The sequence below is a fragment of the Georgenia satyanarayanai genome, from assembly GCF_023715365.1.
In the GTDB taxonomy this organism is placed as follows: domain Bacteria; phylum Actinomycetota; class Actinomycetes; order Actinomycetales; family Actinomycetaceae; genus Oceanitalea; species Oceanitalea satyanarayanai_B.
Map to the genome: position 1 here is coordinate 1 of NZ_JAMBNZ010000017.1, position 17,693 is coordinate 17,693.

At 71.1% G+C, this 17,693-nt stretch carries 16 protein-coding genes; 7 read left to right on the plus strand and 9 right to left on the minus strand.

Annotation, left to right across the window (positions count from 1 at the left end; all coding sequences use genetic code 11):
• The first annotated feature begins 322 nt into the window (after positions 1 to 322).
• Entirely contained in the window at positions 323 to 1,258 is a 936-nt protein-coding gene (locus M3148_RS15505; protein ID WP_251305636.1) for an AbiTii domain-containing protein, read from the plus strand.
• Positions 1,255 to 1,815, plus strand: a complete 561-nt coding sequence (locus M3148_RS15510) for a hypothetical protein (protein ID WP_251305637.1) — start codon at positions 1,255 to 1,257, stop codon at positions 1,813 to 1,815. Before M3148_RS15505 ends, M3148_RS15510 begins: the two co-directional genes overlap by 4 nt.
• A gap of 239 nt (positions 1,816 to 2,054) precedes the next feature.
• Here M3148_RS15510 and M3148_RS15515 read toward each other — a convergent pair whose 3' ends face one another.
• From M3148_RS15515 to M3148_RS15525, 3 genes are all read right to left on the minus strand, one after another.
• Positions 2,055 to 2,894 carry a hypothetical protein gene (locus M3148_RS15515; protein WP_251305638.1) on the minus strand — a complete coding sequence of 280 codons (840 nt, stop codon included), beginning with the start codon at positions 2,892 to 2,894 and terminating at the stop codon, positions 2,055 to 2,057.
• A 454-nt stretch (positions 2,895 to 3,348) separates the two neighbouring features.
• Positions 3,349 to 4,434 (minus strand): redox-regulated ATPase YchF, encoded by a 1,086-nt coding sequence (ychF, locus tag M3148_RS15520; RefSeq protein WP_251305639.1) that lies wholly within the window; start codon positions 4,432 to 4,434, stop codon positions 3,349 to 3,351.
• A gap of 76 nt (positions 4,435 to 4,510) precedes the next feature.
• A complete protein-coding gene (locus M3148_RS15525; protein WP_251305640.1) occupies positions 4,511 to 5,068 on the minus strand; it encodes a hypothetical protein in 558 nt (185 codons plus the stop codon).
• Between the two features lie 141 nt (positions 5,069 to 5,209).
• On the opposite strand from M3148_RS15525, the gene M3148_RS15530 reads away from it, so the two are divergent.
• From M3148_RS15530 to M3148_RS15540, 3 genes are read left to right on the plus strand one after another with little or no spacing between them, the layout of a single operon-like run.
• Positions 5,210 to 5,551: a cupin gene (locus M3148_RS15530; protein ID WP_251305641.1), complete on the plus strand. Its 342-nt coding sequence runs from the start codon at positions 5,210 to 5,212 to the stop codon at positions 5,549 to 5,551.
• A 34-nt stretch (positions 5,552 to 5,585) separates the two neighbouring features.
• Complete coding sequence (locus tag M3148_RS15535) at positions 5,586 to 6,146, plus strand: PH domain-containing protein (protein ID WP_251305642.1); 561 nt, start codon at positions 5,586 to 5,588, stop codon at positions 6,144 to 6,146.
• Positions 6,147 to 6,185: 39 nt separating this feature from the next.
• A complete protein-coding gene (locus M3148_RS15540; RefSeq protein ID WP_251305643.1) occupies positions 6,186 to 7,397 on the plus strand; it encodes a DNA recombination protein RmuC in 1,212 nt (403 codons plus the stop codon).
• 146 nt (positions 7,398 to 7,543) lie between these two features.
• Here M3148_RS15540 and M3148_RS15545 read toward each other — a convergent pair whose 3' ends face one another.
• The 6 genes from M3148_RS15545 to M3148_RS15570 all read right to left on the minus strand — a co-directional run bounded on the left by M3148_RS15545 (position 7,544) and on the right by M3148_RS15570 (position 15,663).
• Positions 7,544 to 9,247 (minus strand): dipeptide ABC transporter ATP-binding protein, encoded by a 1,704-nt coding sequence (locus M3148_RS15545; protein ID WP_251305644.1) that lies wholly within the window; start codon positions 9,245 to 9,247, stop codon positions 7,544 to 7,546.
• Entirely contained in the window at positions 9,244 to 10,218 is a 975-nt protein-coding gene (locus M3148_RS15550) for an ABC transporter permease (protein WP_251305645.1), read from the minus strand. The genes M3148_RS15545 and M3148_RS15550 overlap by 4 nt, the downstream gene beginning before the upstream one ends.
• Positions 10,211 to 11,137 (minus strand): ABC transporter permease, encoded by a 927-nt coding sequence (locus tag M3148_RS15555; protein ID WP_251305646.1) that lies wholly within the window; start codon positions 11,135 to 11,137, stop codon positions 10,211 to 10,213. The genes M3148_RS15550 and M3148_RS15555 overlap by 8 nt, the downstream gene beginning before the upstream one ends.
• A gap of 20 nt (positions 11,138 to 11,157) precedes the next feature.
• Positions 11,158 to 12,786: a peptide ABC transporter substrate-binding protein gene (locus M3148_RS15560; protein ID WP_251305647.1), complete on the minus strand. Its 1,629-nt coding sequence runs from the start codon at positions 12,784 to 12,786 to the stop codon at positions 11,158 to 11,160.
• Positions 12,787 to 12,882: 96 nt separating this feature from the next.
• Complete coding sequence (locus tag M3148_RS15565; protein ID WP_251305648.1) at positions 12,883 to 14,538, minus strand: AMP-binding protein; 1,656 nt, start codon at positions 14,536 to 14,538, stop codon at positions 12,883 to 12,885.
• A gap of 87 nt (positions 14,539 to 14,625) precedes the next feature.
• The gene (locus M3148_RS15570) at positions 14,626 to 15,663 is read right to left on the minus strand and encodes a 4-hydroxy-3-methylbut-2-enyl diphosphate reductase (protein WP_251305685.1); all 1,038 of its coding nucleotides are present in this window, start codon (positions 15,661 to 15,663) and stop codon (positions 14,626 to 14,628) included.
• A gap of 154 nt (positions 15,664 to 15,817) precedes the next feature.
• Between M3148_RS15570 and M3148_RS15575 the strand changes: the two genes are divergently transcribed.
• Positions 15,818 to 16,456 (plus strand): GNAT family N-acetyltransferase, encoded by a 639-nt coding sequence (locus M3148_RS15575; RefSeq protein ID WP_251305649.1) that lies wholly within the window; start codon positions 15,818 to 15,820, stop codon positions 16,454 to 16,456.
• A complete protein-coding gene (gene xseA / locus M3148_RS15580) occupies positions 16,453 to 17,688 on the plus strand; it encodes an exodeoxyribonuclease VII large subunit (RefSeq protein ID WP_251305650.1) in 1,236 nt (411 codons plus the stop codon). Before M3148_RS15575 ends, xseA begins: the two co-directional genes overlap by 4 nt.
• Positions 17,689 to 17,693 lie beyond the last annotated feature (5 nt).

Sequence of the window (17,693 nt, forward strand, 5' to 3'; positions counted from 1 at the left end):
GTTGGTCAACGTCGAGGTCCTCGGAACGAACGGTTGCTTGGTCGCTACCGATCATCGAGGACCTCGACCCATACCCGCCCTCAACTACCGCCGCGAGTCCCGCTCCCCACCAGAAGTCCGAAGAGCCAGATTAAGGTGCGCCCTCGAATCGCAGCTGTACTCAACTGAGCGTCCCGTCTACCGCCAATAGCGCGTTTCAGCGCCCAGAAGGACGTGCATGTGGTAACTCTGGCGCAATGTTGTCCGCGCCGTTCGAGTGCAGGGGGCGAGACAGCGCGGTGATCCTGCGATTGAGTCGGACCGCTGCTCTAGCCTCGTACCTGTGACCGACACACTCCTCCGCTCGCTGCGTGAGCTGATGCTTGACGAGTCCGAGCCGCTCGCAGGTCTCCTTCGTAAGTGCCTCTTGCTAGGTGCAGAGACCGGCTCTGACTCACTTCGACTGTGGGCGCGCAGCGAACTCAACGGATACGATGGCAAGGACGAGGTCCCGGAGTATCGCAAGGTCTATAACGTCCCGATCTCGATGGACTCAATCAGCGGCAACACCTGGACGAAGAATCAGGTCATCAGCCGCCTCCAGCTTCCTGAGGCGGCAAGGGAGTACGTCTCGGACGAGTTTACGTTCCGCCACCCCATGGAGGAGCTCGAACAACTCGCCGCTCACAAGTCACTTTCCTTCAGCTCACCGGGCCTGAGCATGGCAATGACTATCTGGAATCAGCAACTCGACATGTTCCAGTCCGTGGTCAACATGCACTTTGTGATGTCGGGTTCTACCGTCGCCGGAATGCTGGGCCAGATCCGCACGAAGCTCGTAGATGTCGTCGCGGACCTCACTGCTGACACACCTTTGTTTGAACTCCCCAAGAAGGATCAGGTCGACGCCGCCGTGAACCACCGCATCGGAGACATCTACAACACCGCCATCCACGCCGCTGATGGACCGGTCGCCATCGGCAAGGCGGCACACTCGAGCCAGGGCCTCAGCGCGGATGACGCCCTGCGCCTTCTTGAGCAGGTCCAGAAGGTCGCAACAGAGGATGTCGCCGACAACGAGCGCGCAGAACTCCTGGAGGCAGTAGCCGAGCTGCGAGCCGCCGTGGAGCGGGAGTCCCCTGACACCGGCGACGTGGTCAAGAAGGTGGGCAAGTTGCGCGCTATCGCGGAGAAGGTCGGAGTTGCCTCTGTAACGGCGGCCACGGGCAGCGCCACCCAGGTCCTCACGGAGCTGGCCGTCAACGGTGCCTTCGGATGAAGCTCGTGGACGCAATCCCACTGCTTCTGTCCGGCGGCTCGCTCATCGTCGCGATCACCGGGCTGGTGCTCACCTACCGGCGCTCGGGCCAAGCTGTCCGGGAGTCGCAGAAGGCAGCCGCCAGCGCTTTGTGGTCCGGAGTGCAGCAGGCGGTGCAGCAATTCATTGGATTCGACCCGTCTACCGAGCCCGTCGGCGGCCGGCTCGCGAACTTTCGGATCGCCACGATCGCCCTCGTTGACGAGTTGGACGACTGGAAGGGTCTTGACACGTGGCTGGAAACAGAGCGCAATCTCGGAACGGTCCTCGCCCGGCAGGTCATGGAGGCGGCGCAGCCGGGTGACTCGGTGGACGAGCGGCTGGCCAACCTCGACCCGTATCAGCGGTGGGCTCAGGTGCTCAGCCAGAACCTGCGGTATTTCCGCGCGGTCGGCTTCGATGCGGACAAGGCACAGGAACTCCAGGCGTCCGCCGAGAGTCAAGCCAGGGCCATCTACGAGAAGCACGGCTGGGAACCGCCGCCGACCACGATCCCCGGCGTAAAGACGCTCCGTTGAGCGATCCGTCATTACCAGCACCGACGCCCCTGAGGGCCGTTGCGCGTTCGGCCGGTGACTCAGATGTCGGTCAGTCCGCCACGACCTCCCGTCCCTATGGAGACCTCCGGCTATGTCTGATGGCTTCATTAGGGGACTCACCCAAGCGGCCCGGCCTGCAGGTGCGTGACGAGTCCGACCCGAGCAGCTCCTCGCCACCTCAAACGGCCATCGGCTGTCCAAACCCCAAGGCCAGGGGGTCAGGCCAGGTCCACCCACACCATCAGATCCGACTCGACTTTCTCGCCCGTGCCCAGACGGGCGACCGCGCGGACCCCGAGCACCGTGAACCCGGCTGCGCGAGCCACCTGCATGATGCCTCCGACCGTCTCCAATTTCGTCAGCCACCGCACCGCGTCCCCGTCCTCGAGGCGGTGTGGCAGACGCGGGTTTGAGTGGCCGAAATCGTTCCTTCCCATCAGCGTAAACGCGGAACCGTCCTTCTCCACCTCACCGATCACCACCCACAGATCAACGCCTTCCACGCTGACGGGCAAGGTTCCGGTGTTGCGAATGTTCGCGATCAGGACCTTTGGCTGCTCGGTCAGGTGGGGGTTGACCTCGAGGATTTTCCCCATGCCAGCCATGGTGCCCATCGCGGCGATGTCGGTCGGAGACATCACCAGCCCGGGATCTAGGTCGACCTCGACCTCTCTCCTTGGGCTGACCTGCGCGACGATCTGCTCCATGACCGTATCGAGCATCTCATCGGTAAGGCCGGCAGATGCAAGCGCCTCGATCCCGTCAGGCGGTTCATTATCGCGCTTCCAGTGCTCGAGAAGATCGGCCGGAAATTCATGCCGCCGTCGGCCGTCAACCAGCTTGTGGTGAGGCCCGCAGAGAAGAATCAGGTTGCCGAACGCCCGACGTTCCTCGTCGGTCATGGACGCGTCGTACCGGGCTGATCCCGGGTTCGCGCCGTAGATGTGCGCAATGTCCACCGCGACCATCGGCTCGCCCTCGACCACTTCGATGATCCGGCGCGGACAGTCCGGAAAGTAGCAGGTGCCCCTGGACAGTCGGTACAGCGCCTTTTCCACTCCGGACCCGTATGCCCGAGGTCCCCCCGCCATCTGATCACCTCACATCCAACCCGACGCCCGCTCCTGTGCCGTCGCCGAACCATACGCGCGCACCCCCGGGCACCCAAAGACACGCGAGCAGGATGTTTGTCTCGTGCCAGTGCCCCTGGACCGATGCCGGCCAGTTCCTGCTCACGCGACCCGAGCGGTCCCATGCCTAGTACCGGAGCAGGGCCACGCCGATGAGACCTAGCACCGTCGACACGATCGGGCACAATCCGCGCAGATCCACAGCGGAATCACGGGTGCGTCACTTCACCTTCGGGTCACGCCACAGATGTCCACAGAGGAGGTCCGAGCCTGGAGACAGTCGTCAGAGACAGCCTGATCGAGCCCTGCCACTGGACCGCTTGCGGACCGTTTGCGGACTGGGACGCCCCCACACCGCTCCGACCTGCGCAAACGCGCCGATTCAGACGTTGAAGCGGAACTCCACGACGTCGCCGTCCTGCATGACGTAGTCCTTGCCCTCGATGCGGACCTGACCCTTGGCCTTGGCCTCGGCCATCGACCCGGCGGCGACGAGCTCGTCGAAGGAGACGATCTCGGCCTTGATGAAGCCGCGCTGGAAGTCCGTGTGGATGACGCCAGCGGCCTCCGGGGCGGTCGCGCCCCTGGGGATCGTCCAGGCGCGGGTCTCCTTGGGGCCGGCGGTGAGGTAGGTCTGCAGGCCCAGGGTCTCGAAGCCGACGCGGGCGAGCTTGTCCAGGCCGGCCTCCTCCTGGCCGGCGTCGGCGAGCATCTCGGCCGCCTCCTCGGGCTCGAGCTCGACGAGCTCGGACTCGAACTTCGCGTCGAGGAAGATCGCCTCGGCCGGGGCCGCGAGCGCCCGCAGCTCGGCCTGCATCGCGGTGTCGGCCAGGCCCTCGTCGTCGGTGTTGAAGACGTAGATGAAGGGCTTGGCGGACAGCAGCTGGAAGGAGGCAACGTGCTCCATGTCGAGCCCCGCCTTCGGCGCGCCGGTGGAGACCGCCGTGCCCTCCTCAAGGAGGGCGAGGACCGCGCGCGCGGTGTCGAGGACAGCGGCGTCGGTCTTCTTGCCGCGGACCTCCTTCTCCAGCCGCGGGATGGCCTTCTCCACGGTCTGCAGGTCGGCGAGAACGAGCTCGGTGATGATGGTCTCGATGTCGTCCGCGGGAGCGACCTTGCCCTCGACGTGGACGACGTCCGGGTCGCCGAAGGCGCGGGTGACCAGGCAGATCGCGTCCGCCTCGCGGATGTTGGCGAGGAACTGGTTGCCCAGGCCCTCCCCCTCGGAGGCGCCGCGGACGATGCCGGCGATGTCGACGAAGGAGACCGTCGCGGGGAGGATCTTCTGCGAGCCGAAGATCTCGGCGAGCTGGTCCAGCCGCGGGTCGGGCAGCGGCACGACGCCGACGTTCGGCTCGATCGTCGCGAACGGGTAGTTCGCGGCGAGCACCGTCGCGCGAGTCAGGGCGTTGAAGAGGGTCGACTTGCCGACGTTGGGCAGTCCCGCGATTCCGATGGTGAGGGCCACGGGCACCGAGTCTACGTGCCGGTGAGCAGGGCGGCCGGTGTCCTCCCCCACCCCGCGGCTCCGCAGGACCCGGGCGCTACCCCCGGACGGTCACCCGCAGCCGGTTGAACCCCGCGATGCCGCCGATCTCGGCGCCGACGTCCACGACCTCGTAGTGGTAGAGCCAGTCGGCGATGTCCTCGCGGTGCGGCAGCTGCGCGATCGCGTCACGCATGGCCTCCTGCAGGTCCCAGCTGGTGGAGTACCCCACCGCCTCACTGCGCTCCGTCTGGGGCAGCTCGACGGGCGGCCGGCCTCCTGGCACCACACCGAGCCGCTCAGCGGTGTCCAGCTCCGTGACGTCCACTGACAGCTCACCGCCCGCGTGGTGCAGCAGGACGTTCTCCCGGTGCACCCCGACCCGGAACGCCTGGGCCACCTCGAAGCTCGCCTCCACGTCCGCGCACCTGGCCCGCGGGTCGATGCTCATCCGCGCGACGAAGCCCGGGGGCTCCACGTCGGTGAGCGTGCGCTCGAGGTTCACCAAATGGCAGGCGGTGGGGCGGGTGCCCGACACCTGCAGCAGCAGCACGTCGTCGACCTGGTAGGCGCGTGCCTGGTCGACCGTTGCCAGCTCCGACTCGACGATCCTCATGGCGGCTCTCCCTGCTCGCTCGTCCCCGATGACGGTCCGAAGATCATGGCAGCGTCCGACGGCGTGGACAAGGCCCTCCGCTACCGCACCGGCACCCGCTGTGCCACGGTGGGGGCACCCGTTCGCTCCTCAGGAGGACCGATGCCCGACCTCATGCCGCTCGTCAGCTCCCACATGCAGGCCGCCCGCGCCGACGAGCACGGCCGCAGCGCCGAGCTCGTCCTTCGCGACGGCGTGCTGCGCCAGTCCATCCTCGCGCTGCGCGAGGGCGCCGAGCTGGCCGAGCACAACGCCCCGCACGCCGCCAGCCTCCAGGTGCTCGTCGGGCGGGTCCGGGTCACCGGCGAGGACGAGCCGGTCCTCAGCGCGGGTGAGCTGCACGCCCTCACCCACCAGCGGCACGCCGTCGTCGCCCTCGAGGACTCCGTCTTCCTCCTCACCACCGTCACCAGCCAGCCCGGGGAGCCCCCGCAGGACCAGTGACCGGGTACCGGCGGGTGCCTGGGATGATGTGCCGGTGCAGCCCGCCATCGTCTTCCGCGCCGCCGCGAGCCGCGGCTACGCCGTCGCCACCTGGGTGGTCGCCGCAGCCGTGCTCGCCGCCTTCGCTGCCAACGGGGGCGCGGCCGAGGTGCTCCGCTACGGCGCCCTGCCGCTCCTGCTCGCCGTCCTCGGCTGGGCCGGGTTCTGGCGCCCCGTCGTGCGCGTGGAGCGCGACGGCGTGCAGGTGGTTAACGTCATCAGCACCACGTGGCTGCCCTGGGCCGCCATCACCGGCGCCCGCACCCGCTGGGGCCTGGAGCTCACCACCCACGGGCGCCCGGTCAGTGCGTGGGCGCTTCCCGCACGGAGTGCACTGAGCCGCTGGACCACCGGCCGGCGCGAGTCCCCCGTGCCGCCGCCGCTGCGCACCGTCGAGGTCGACGTGCCCGGCGGCAGCGACCCGCTCGTCGCGGCCCGCGTGATCGAGGAGCACCTCAGGCCGGGCTCGGCACGTCCCGAGAAGCGCCTCGAGATCGTCCCCGCAGGCCTCCTGCTCGCCACCGCGGGCCTGGCGCTCGTCTCGCTCCTGCTCTGACCTCCCGGCGATGTCAGTGGCCCCTGCCACGCTGGGGGCATGGACACGACGACGGCGATCCTCCTGGCCGTAGCCACCCTCGCCATCGGCCTCGTGCTCGGTTCGCTCCTGGGCCGGGTGCGCGCCGAGGCGGCCACCTCCCACGCCCGGCAGGAGGCTGCCGCCGCGCGGGCACGGGCCGAGGCGCTGGCCGAGGAGTGCACGGACTTGCGCGAGCGCGCCAGCCGCGACCACGACGTCCTGCGCGCCCTCGCCCCGGTGCGGGCGACCCTCGCGCAGGTCGGGGAACACGTCGCCGAGCTCGAGCGGGAGCGCACCGAGCAGTACACGGTGCTCGCGGAGCGTCTCCACGCCGCCCAGCGCAGCGACGCCGAGCTGCGCGCCACCACCGCGAGCCTCGCCGGCGCGCTGCGCTCGGGCACGGCCCGCGGCCAGTGGGGCGAGGTCCAGTTGCGCCGCGTCCTCGAGGCCTCCGGCATGCTCCGGCACGTCGACTTCCTCGAGCAGTCCACCGTCGCCTCGCTGCCGGGGGCACGCGCGGGCGCCGGGGCGGGCCGTCCGGACGTCGTCGTGCGGCTGCCCGAGGAGAAGTACCTCGTCATCGACGCCAAGGTGCCCTTTGACGCCTACCTCGAGGCCAGCGCCATCACCGCGGTCGACGACCCCGAGGCGTCCGACCGTCGCGAGCGCCTCCTCGCCGCCCACGCCCGGGCGCTGCGCGGGCACGTCGACGCCCTCGCCTCGCGCCGCTACCACGAGCAGCTCGCGGGCAGCCCGGAGCTCGTCGTCATGTTCGTTCCCTCCGAGGGCCTGCTCGCCGCTGCCCTCGAGGCGGACCCCGTGCTGCTCGAGCACGCCCTGCGCCAGGGGGTGGCCCCGACGGCACCCTCCTCCCTCCTGGCGCTGCTCCGCACGACGGCGACGATCTGGTCCTCCGCCTCGGTCACCGAGGACGCCAAGCGCCTCCTCGAGCTCGGCCGCACGCTCTACGAGCGGCTGGGCACGGTAGCCGGGCACACCGCGCAGCTCGGCCGGACGCTGGAGAGCGCCGTGCAGCACTACAACAAGCTGGTCGGCTCGGTGGAGTCGCGCCTGCTCGTCACCGCCCGCGGCTTCGAGGGCCTGGACCCGGGCGGCCTCGAGGTGCGTGAGGTGGACGCCGACCGCGTCCAGGTGCGCCGCTTCACCGCGAGCGAGCTCACCGACCCGCTCGCCGGCGAGCTCCCCGAGCAGCTCCCGCTCGGCCGCTGAGGGCGCGCGGCCCCCGCCGCGCCGCCGCCGGGCCCGCGCCGCCGCTCGCCCGGCCCCCGCGGCCCTCTCCCTCCACCCGCCTGGCCAGGGCCCTGCGCTCCTGACGCTGCGTGGCACTGCGGACACATCAGCCGCGCGGATCCGTTTCAGCCGCGGGGTGCGGCTGGGCCTGTGCCGAGGTCGAGGTGGGCGCCGGGGATCGCCCCGAGCAGCTCGCGGGTGTAGGGCTGCTGCGGCCGCTCGAAGACCTCGTCCGTCGTCGCCATCTCGACGATCTTGCCCTTCTCCATGACCGCGACCGTGTCGGCGATCTGCCGGACCACCGCGAGGTCGTGGGTGATGAACAGGTAGGTGAGGCCGAGCTCGTCCTGCAGGCGGCCGAGCAGCTCGAGGATCTGTGCCTGGACGAGCACGTCCAGCGCCGACACCGCCTCGTCGCAGACGACGAGCGAGGGCTCCAGCGCCAGCGCCCGGGCGATCGCGATGCGCTGCCGCTGTCCTCCGGAGAGCTCCCCCGGGTAGCGGCGCATCGTCGAGCGCGGCAGCGCGACGAGGTCGAGCATCTCCGCGACCCGGGCGGCACGTTCCTTGCGGCTGCCCACGCCGTGCAGGCGCAGCGGCTCCTCGATCGTCCGGAAGATCGAGTACATCGGGTCGAGGGAGCCGTAGGGATTCTGGAAGATCGGCTGGACCTTGCGGCGGAAGTCGAAGAGCTCACGCCGGGACAGCGTCGAGAGGTCGGTCCCCTCGAAGGTCACGCGCCCCGACGTCGGCTCGAGGAGGTTGAGGAGGATGTTGGCCACCGTCGACTTCCCCGAGCCCGACTCCCCCACGAGCGCCATCGTGGCGCCGCGCGGGACGGCGAAGGAGACGTCGTCGACCGCTTTGAAGGTGCTCCCGCCCCCGGGCAGAGCGCCCCGCAGCGAGAACTCCTGGACGAGGTTCTCCGCGACGAGGATGTCCGGCCGCCGGCTGACGTCCCCGTGCGTGAGCTCCTCCCCGCTCTCCTCGCCGCGCTCGTGGGCGCTCTGGATCCGCCGGGAGGTCAGGGACGGCGCGGAGTCCACGAGCCGGCGCGTGTAGGGGTGGCGCGGCTCGGTGAGGATCTGCGCCGCCGGCCCCGACTCGACGACGAGCCCCCGGCGCATGACGACGAGGTGCTCGGCCCGCTCGGCCGCGAGCCCGAGGTCGTGGGTGATGAAGAGGACCGCGACGTTCCGCTCCCGGGTGAGGCGGCCGAGGTGGTCGAGGATCCGCCGCTGGACGGTGACGTCGAGGGCGGAGGTGAGCTCGTCGGCGATGAGCAGCCGCGGGTTGCCCGCGAGCGCCACCCCGATGAGGGCGCGCTGGCGCATGCCCCCGGAGAACTCGTGGGGGTACTGCCGCGAGCGCCGCTCGGCGTCGTCCAGCCCCGCCTCGGCGAGCACCTCGTTGGCCCGCGCCCTGGCAGCCTTCCCCGTGGCGACGCCGTTCGCGGCGAGCGCCTCGCGGACCTGGAAGCCGATCTTCCACACCGGGTTGAGGTTGGTCATCGGGTCCTGCGGGACCATGCCGATCTCCCGGCCGCGCAGCCGCTCCATGTCCTTGCGGCTCGCCCGGGTGATGTCGCGGCCCCCGAACGAGATGGACCCGCCGGTCACCTTGCCCGTGCCGGGCAGGAGGTCGATGACGGCGTTCGCGAGCGTCGACTTGCCCGAGCCGGACTCCCCGACGATGGCCACGCTCTGGCCGGGGTAGACGGTGAGGCTTGCGCCGCGCACGGCGGACACGGTGCCCGTGGTGGACCGGAAGCTCACCTCGAGGTCGCGGACCTCGAGCAGCGGCTCGTCGGGGCGCTGGTTCTCGCTCATCGGCCACGCACCCTCGGGTCCAGGGCGTCACGCACGGCGTCGCCCATCATGATGAAGCCGAGCACCGTGAGCGCGAGCGCGCCGGACGGGTAGAACAGCACTCCGGGCCGGCTGCGTAGGGACGCCTGCGCCTGGGAGATGTCCCCGCCCCACGACACGACCGAGGGCGGCAGGCCGACGCCGAGGAAGCTCAGGGTCGCCTCCGCGACGATGAAGGTGCCCAGCGCGACCGTCACGTAGACGATGATCGGCGCCGCCGCGTTCGGCAGGATGTGGCGCAGCAGGACGGTGGAGCGCCCCGCCCCCAGGGCTCGGGAGGCGGTGACGTAGTCGTTGTTCTTGACGTTCATCACCGCCCCGCGCGCGATGCGGGCGACCGGTGGCCAGCCGAAGACGGCGAGGACGAGCGCCACGGTCCAGATCGTCCGGCTCGCGGTCACCTGCATGAAGACGATCGCGGCCAGGACGAGCGGGATCGCGAAGAAGATGTCGGTGAGGCGGGAGAGCAGCGTGTCGAACCAGCCGCCGAGGAAGCCCGCGAGCGCCCCGATGGTGGTGCCGACGACGAAGACGATCGCCGTCGTCACCACGCCCACCGTCACCGAGGACCGCGCCCCGTAGATGACGCGGGAGTACAGGTCACAGCCCTGCCGGTCGAAGCCGAAGGGGTGGCCACCGCCCGGGCCCTGCAGGGAGCGGGCGAGCTCGCAGTACCGCGGGTCCTGGGAGGTGAACAGCGAGGGGAACAGCGCCACCGTGCACACGAGGAGGATGAGGGTCGCGGAGGCCCAGAACAGCGGACGACGGCGCAGCTTGGACCACGCCTCACCCCACATCGTCGACGGCGCACCGGAGTCGGCGACGGCGTCGACGGCACCGAGACCGGCCTCGTCGAGCTCGGCGAAGAAGTGCTCCTGCCCGCGCCGGGTGGCACGCGCGGAGGGACCGCCCGCGGGAGGGAGCTCAGCCATAGCGGATCCTCGGGTCCAGGGCGGCGTACAGCAGGTCGACGAGCAGGTTGGCGAGGATGTAGACGACGACGAGGACGGTCGTGAGGGAGACGACGGTGACGTTCTCCCCCTGGATGATCGCCCGGAACAGGGTGCCCCCCACCCCGTTGATGTTGAAGATGCCCTCGGTGACGATGGCCCCTCCCATGAGAGAGCCGAGGTCGGCACCGAGGAAGGTGACGACCGGGATGAGCGAGTTCCGCAGGACGTGGACCGAGATCACGCGGTTGCTGCCCAGGCCCTTGGCCCGGGCGGTACGCACGTAGTCGGCGCTGAGGTTCTCCGCGACCGACGTCCGTGTCAGCCGCAGCACGTAGGCGAGCGACACGGCACCGAGCACGGCGGCGGGCATGAGCAGGGACCGGAAACCGGGGTCGCTGCCCGCCGTGACCGGCAGCCACCCGAGCTGGACCCCCACGACGAACTGCAGCACAAAACCGATGACGAAGGTCGGCACCGCGATGACGAGCAGGCTGAGGACGAGCACCGTCGAGTCGAAGATCCCGCCGCGGCGCAGGCCCGCCACCAGGCCGAGCACCACGCCGAGCACCGCCTCGAAGGCCAGCGCCATGATCGCCAGCCGGAAGGTCACCGGCAGGGCGTCCCGGATGACGTCGAGCACCTCCCGGCCGGAGAAGGTGACGCCGAGGTCGAGGGTGAGGATGCCGCGCAGGAACAGCAGGTACTGGACGACGAAGGGCTCGTCGAGGTTGTACTGCTCCCGGATCTGCTGCTGCACGGCCTCCGGCAGCCCCCGCTCCCCGCCCAGCGCCGCCACCGGGTCCCCCGGCAGCGCGAAGACCATCGCGTAGATGAGCAGCGTGGCGCCGAGGAACACGGGAACGAGCTGGAGCAGCCGCCGCCCGACGTACCTGACCATCCCGTCGTCGCTTCCGGGCGTCAGCCCTTGGTGACCTGGGGCAGCTCGACCTGCCGGTTCCAGGCGAACTCGACGTTGTCCACGGCCTCGGAGTGGCCACCGACCGCGTTCTCCACCCACAGCGGGATGCCGGGCAGATCCTCGAAGAGGATCGCCTGCGCCTGGGTGACGAGCTCGTTGGCCTGCTCGACGGACTCGGCGGCGTTGATCTGCCGCATGAGGTCGTCGAACTCGGGGTTGGAGTAGAAGGCGTCGTTAGAGCCCGCGCCGGTCGAGTAGATCGGGGCGAGGAAGTTGACGAGCGAGGGGTAGTCGGCCTGCCAGCCCGCGCGGAACACCCCGGAGATCTCCTGGTTGTCGCGGGCGTCGAGGAACTCGGAGAACTGCGGGTAGGCCTCGAACTCGGCCTCGATACCCAGGGTGTTGCGGATGGAGTTGGCCACGGCGTCGATCCAGGCCTGGTGGTCGCCGTCGGCGTTGGAGCTGATGGTGAGGGTGCCCTCCCACGGCTCGATCGCCTCCGCCTGCGCCCACAGCTCGGCCGCGCGCTCGGGGTCGTACTGGACGAGGTCGTTGCCCGGCACGTCCGGGGTGAAGCCCTCGATCGACGGGACGGTGAAGTCGGCCGCCGGCGTCACCGCGCCGGAGAAGATCGTCTCGGCGATCTGCTCACGGTCGATGGCCAGCGAGATGGCCTGCCGGCGCAGCAGGCCGGCCTCACCCGCGAGCTGCGGCAGGTAGGACGGGACGGACAGGCTCTGGTTGAGCGCGGCGGGCTGGTTGACGGCGCGGTCACCCAGCTCCTCCTCGAAGCTTCCTAGGGCCGAGGACGGCATCTCGTCCATGATGTCGAGGTTGCCGGCGATGAGGTCGTTGTAGGCGGTGTCGAGGTTGTCGTAGAAGACGACGCGCACGCCGTCGTTCTGCGCGGGGGTGCCGCCGGTGTAGGACTCGTTGGGGACGAGGTCGATCTGGACGTTGTGCTCCCAGGCGCCCTCCTCGGCCAGCTGGTAGGGACCGTTGCCGACCGGGTTCTCCCCGAAGGCCTCCATGTCCTCGAAGGCCGACTCGGGCAGTGGGTAGAAGGCGGAGTAGCCCAGCCGCTGGGGGAAGTCGAACTCCGGCTGGGACAGGCGGACGGTGAAGGTGCGGTCGTCGACGACCTCCAGGCCGGTGAGCTCGGCGTCCTCTTCCGCGGAGTAGCCCTCGATGCCCTCGAAGAAGTAGCTGCTGTTCTGGGCGTTGCTCAGCAGGGCACCGTAGTTCCACGCGTCGACGAAGCTGCTCGACGTGACGGGGGCGCCGTCGGAGAAGGTCCAGCCCTCGGCGAGGGTGATCGTGAAGTTCTGGTTGTCCTCGGTCTCGATCGACTCGGCGACCTCGTTGACGACGGTGCCGTCGGTCTCGTAGCGGACCAGTCCGGCGAAGAGGAGGTCGAGGATGTCGCCGCCGCCCACCTCGTTGGTCGCGGTGGGGATCAGCGGGTTCTGCGGCTCGGTGCCGTTGATCGACACGATCCCCGCGCCGGCGGCCGGGTCGGCGGAGGTGGCGTCACCGTCGCCGTCGCCGTCCGACCCGGAGCAGGCAGCGAGGACGAGTGAGACGGCAAGGGCCGCCGCGGCGGTGCGGCAGGCGCGGATCCTGGTCATGAAGAGCCCCCGAGGGTCGTGGTTGCTGACGCGTGACGCGGGTCACGTCCGTCGCACGATATGCCGGGGAGCCTTCCGGTGTGAAGCCTTTGGGCCTCAGGAGGGCTGGCGGGAGCGGAGCAGCTGCTCGCGGACCACCCGGCGCAGCACCTTGCCGAGCTGCGAGCGGGGCAGGTCCTCCAGGACGGTGACGGCACGCGGCATGGCGTAGGCGGAGACCCGGTCCTCGGCCCAGCGGCGCACCGCGGCGAGGTCGACGCTCGCGCCCGGCTCGAGCACGAGGGCGGCGACGACGCGCTCACCGCGCGGGCCGTCGGGGACGCCGACGACGGCGACGTCCCGCACCCCCGGCATCGAGCGAACCGCGTCCTCCACCTGCGAGGGGTAGACGTTGAAGCCGCCGGTGATGATGAGCTCCTTGCGGCGGTCGGCGAGCGTGACGAAGCCGTCCGCGCCGAGCCGGACGAGGTCACCGGTGCGCAGCCACCCGCCGTCGAGCATGACCTCGGCGGTGGCCTCCGGGTTGTCCCAGTAGCCCGCGAAGACCTGCGGCCCGCGGATGAGGAGCTCACCCACCTCGCCGGTGGGGACCTCGACGGCCGGCTCCTCGGGGTCCACGACGCGGATCTCCGTGCCGGGGAAGGGCAGGCCGAGCGCGCCGGGGCGCCGCTGCGGGCTCAGCGGGTTGCCCAGCGCCACGGGCGAGGTCTCGGTCATCCCGTAGCCCTCGATGATGAGGCCATCGGTGACGCGCTCCCAGTGGGCGGCCACCTCGGGGGCCAGGGACATCGCGCCGGAGATCGCGAAGCGCACCGCACCGAGGTCGACGTCCTTCTCCTCCGCGGCCGCCGCGAGCCGCGCGAACATCGGCGGCACCCCGCCGAAGAAGGTGACGGGCCGGCGGCGCACAGCGGCGAGGACCATGTCCGGGTCGAAGCGCGGGAAGACGAGCTGGGCGGCCCCCAGCCGCACGGCGGTGGTGAGCGAGAGCGTCATCCCAAAGGCGTGGAAGAAGGGCAGCACGGCGGAGAACACCTCGCTGCCGTAGCGCAGCTCGGAGATCCACGTCGCGTTCTGCGTGACGTTGGCGATGAGGTTGCGGTGGGTGAGGACGACCGCCTTGGGCGTGCCGGTCGTCCCGCCCGTGTGGAGGAGGACGGCGGTGTCGAACGGCTCGGGCCCGGGGGCGCCGGCGGGCAGCGGGGTGGCGCGGCGCAGCTCGCGCTCCCAGCCGAGCACCCCGGCCGGGACGGGCCCGCGCATCTCCGCCCGCTGCGCCCGGGCGGCCGGGACGGGCAGACGGAGGAGGAGGCGCGAGCGGCGGGGCAGCGCGGCGGTGAGGTCGACGGCGAGCACGGTGCGGCCCTGGAGGTCGCCGTCGGGGCACACCTTGGCCAGGGACTTCTCCCACGCGACGACGACGTGGGCACCGTGCGCGTCGAGCTGGGCGCGGATCTCGGCCGGGGACGCGAGCGGGTTGTGCTCGGCGACGACCGCGCCCAGCCGCAGCGCGGCGTAGAAGGCGACGACGTGCTGGGGGCAGTTGGGCAGCACGAGGGCCACGCGGTCCCCGGCGCGCACGCCTGCCGCGGCGAGCACCGCGGCGGCGCGGTCGACCTGCGCCGCCAGCTCTCGGTACGTCGTCGTCGCGCCGAGGAAGTCCAGGGCGACGTTGTCGGGAACCCGGCGGGCGGCGTCGGCGAGGAGGTCCGGGACGGTCATCTCGGGGACGGTGAAGTCCTCAGCGGCCATCAGTCCTCCTTCGTTCGCGCGGTGCTCCGGGTCAGTCCCTACGCCACCGTAACCTACGGGTGCGTAACCTCGCGCGACGGGAGTCCCTCAGAGCTGGACGGGCAGGGACCGGCGACCGCCACGGCGGGGAGGGGCCAGCTGGGCGCCGGTGGCCTTGAGGTCCGCGCGCAGGTTCTTCGGCAGGGAGAAGATGATGTCCTCCGTCGCCGTGCGCACCTCCTCGACCTCGCCGTAGCCGAGCTGCCCGAGGTGGGTGATGACGTCGCGCACGAGGATCTCCGGCACGGACGCGCCGGAGGTCAGGCCCACCGTCGTCGCCCCCTCGAACCACGAGTCGTCGATCTCCTGGGCGCGGTCCACCCGGTAGGAGGCACGGGCGCCTGCCTCCAGGGCCACCTCGACGAGCCGCACCGAGTTCGAGGAGTTCGCCGAGCCGACGACGATGAGGACGTCGCAGTCCGGCGCCATCTTCTTCACGGCGACCTGGCGGTTCTGGGTGGCGTAGCAGATGTCGTCGCTCGGCGGGTCCTGGAGGGCCGGGAAGCGCTCACGCAGCCGGCGGACCGTCTCCATCGTCTCGTCGACCGACAGCGTGGTCTGGGAGAGCCACACGACGTTCTCGGGGTCGCGCACGACGACCTTGTCGACCTCGTCCGGGGAGTTGACCACCTGGATGTGGTCCGGCGCCTCGCCCTGGGTGCCCTCGACCTCCTCGTGGCCGTCGTGGCCGATGAGGAGGATGTCCATGTCGTCGCGCGCGAAGCGCACGGCCTCCTTGTGCACCTTCGTCACGAGCGGGCACGTGGCGTCGATGGTCGCGAGGTTGCGGGCGGCCGCGGCGGCGTGGACGGCCGGGGAGACGCCGTGGGCGGAGAAGACGACGCGGGCACCCTCGGGCACCTCGTCGGTCTCGTCGACGAAGATCGCGCCGCGCTCGGTGAGCGTCTCGACGACGTACTTGTTGTGGACGATCTCCTTGCGCACGTAGATCGGGGCGCCGTAGTGCTCGAGCGCCTTCTCGACGGCGTCGACGGCGCGGTCCACGCCCGCGCAGTAGCCGCGTGGCGCGGCGAGGAGGATGCGCCGGCCGGGGACGGCGGCGGCTCCAGGCGTGCGCGTGGGCACGGCATCGGGGAAGGCGGACGCGCCGGCGAGGGACGGGACCTCGCGGCGGTCCGGCGCCTGGGCGCCCAGGGAAGCGTCAGAAGGCACAGTAGTCACGTTGACAGGCTACGTCGCGGGGACGGGAACGTCTGCCCCCGGTGGCATGCTGTGAGCGATGCGACCCGACCTGTCCCTCGACGAGTACCGGCCGGCCGACCGAGCCGCGCTCTACGAGGTGTGCCTACGCACCGGAAGGCTCGGGGCTGACGCGGGGCCCGAGCACGAGGACCGCGAGCTCCTCGGGCACGTCTACCTCGGCCCCTACCTTGAGCTCGAGCCGGAGCTCGCCTTCGTCGTCCGGGCCGACGGCCACCCCGAGCCGCTGGGCTACGTCGTCGGGACGGCCGACACGCTCGCCTTCGAGGCCGCCTGCGAGGAGCGCTGGTGGCCGCCGCTGCGCGCCCACTACCGCGCTCACCCGCCGCGTCCGGGCAGCGCCGACGAGCGCGTGGTCCGCCTCATCGAGGAGGGGATCCACAGCGAGGGCGAGTGGCTCGCCGAGTACCCCGCCCACCTCCACGTCGACCTCCTCGAGGACGTCCGCGGGGCCGGAGCCGGGCGCGCACTCCTCGACCGGCTCGCCACGGCGCTTGAGCAACGCGGCGTGCCGGGCCTCCACCTCGTGGTCGCGAGCGCCAACGAGGGCGCCGTCGCCTTCTATCGGCGTCTGGGTTTCGCGGTCGTCGCGGAGCGTCCCGGGAGCCTGGTCATGGCACGCCGGCTCGCGCCCGCGGCAGCGCCGGTGGTCCGGTGAGCGCTGCCCCCCTGCCGGAGCGCGCGGCCCAGACCTCCCCGGACCAGCCGTGGCCGCTGCGGCTGCTCTCGGCGAAGATCGCCGAGTACGTCGCCCGGATGTCTCCCGTGTGGGTCGAGGGCCAGATCGTCCAGCTCAACCGCCGCCCCGGCGCCGGGATGGCCTTCCTCACCCTGCGCGACGCGGACGTCGACATGTCGATGACGGTGAAGATCTTCGCCCGTGACCTGCCCGACGTGGCCGAGGGCTCACGCGTCGTCGTCCACGCCAAGCCGGACTTCTACCAGAAGAACGGCTCTCTCTCCCTGCACGCCCGCGAGGTGCGCGCCGTCGGGCTGGGGGAGCTGCTCGCGCGGATCGAGCACCTCAAGGGCGTGCTCGCGGCGGAAGGGCTCTTCGCCGCCGAGCGCAAGGTCCCGCTGCCCTTCCTCCCCGGGGTCGTGGGCCTCGTGTGCGGGCGCGAGTCCAAGGCCGAGCACGACGTCGTCGTCAACGCCCGTGCCCGGTGGCCCGGGGTGCGATTCGAGATCCGGGAGGTCGCCGTCCAGGGGCCGGGCACGGTCGCGCAAGTGAGCCGCGCGATCGCCGAGCTCGACGCCGACCCGTCCGTCGAGGTCATCGTCGTCGCCCGCGGTGGCGGCTCGGTCGAGGACCTTCTCCCCTTCTCCAACGAGCAGCTCGTGCGCGCGGCCGCGGCGTGCCGCACCCCGCTCGTGTCCGCCATCGGGCACGAGACGGACACCCCGCTGCTCGACCTCGTCGCGGACTACCGTGCCTCGACCCCCACCGCGGCCGCCAAGCGGGTGGTGCCGGACGTGGCCGAGGAGCGGCGCGGGCTGCTCGCCACCTGCCAGCGGCTGCGGGCCTCCGTGGCGGGGCGGCTGCACAGCGAGCAGGTGCGGCTGGACGCGCTGCGCTCACGCCCGGTCCTCGCCGACCCGACGACGATGGTCACCGTCCGCGCCGAGGACGTCTCCCGCCTCGTCGGCTCCCTGCGGAAGGCGACGACGGCCGGGCTGGCCAGGGACACAGCCGCCGTCGAGTCCCTGCGCGGCCACCTGCGGGCACTGTCACCGCTCGCCACCCTCGAGCGCGGCTACGCGGTCCTGCGCACGGCCGACGGCGCGGTGGTGCACGACCCCGACGCCGTCACCACCGGGGACGTGCTTGACGCGCGCGTGGCCGGCGGCCGCCTCGAGCTCGAGGTCCGGGCGGGCCACCCGCACCCGTGAGTGCG

Excerpts from the sequence above, each read along its gene's own strand:
- M3148_RS15540 (WP_251305643.1), top strand. The coding sequence starts at position 6,186 with ATGGACACGACGACGGCGATCCTCCTGGCCGTAGCCACCCTCGCCATC.
- M3148_RS15525 (WP_251305640.1), bottom strand. The coding sequence starts at position 5,068 with ATGAGGATCGTCGAGTCGGAGCTGGCAACGGTCGACCAGGCACGCGCC.
- M3148_RS15555 (WP_251305646.1), bottom strand. The coding sequence starts at position 11,137 with ATGGTCAGGTACGTCGGGCGGCGGCTGCTCCAGCTCGTTCCCGTGTTC.
- M3148_RS15575 (WP_251305649.1), top strand. The coding sequence starts at position 15,818 with ATGCGACCCGACCTGTCCCTCGACGAGTACCGGCCGGCCGACCGAGCC.
- M3148_RS15560 (WP_251305647.1), bottom strand. The coding sequence starts at position 12,786 with ATGACCAGGATCCGCGCCTGCCGCACCGCCGCGGCGGCCCTTGCCGTC.
- M3148_RS15510 (WP_251305637.1), top strand. The coding sequence starts at position 1,255 with ATGAAGCTCGTGGACGCAATCCCACTGCTTCTGTCCGGCGGCTCGCTC.
- M3148_RS15530 (WP_251305641.1), top strand. The coding sequence starts at position 5,210 with ATGCCCGACCTCATGCCGCTCGTCAGCTCCCACATGCAGGCCGCCCGC.
- M3148_RS15545 (WP_251305644.1), bottom strand. The coding sequence starts at position 9,247 with ATGAGCGAGAACCAGCGCCCCGACGAGCCGCTGCTCGAGGTCCGCGAC.
- M3148_RS15565 (WP_251305648.1), bottom strand. The coding sequence starts at position 14,538 with ATGGCCGCTGAGGACTTCACCGTCCCCGAGATGACCGTCCCGGACCTC.
- M3148_RS15550 (WP_251305645.1), bottom strand. The coding sequence starts at position 10,218 with ATGGCTGAGCTCCCTCCCGCGGGCGGTCCCTCCGCGCGTGCCACCCGG.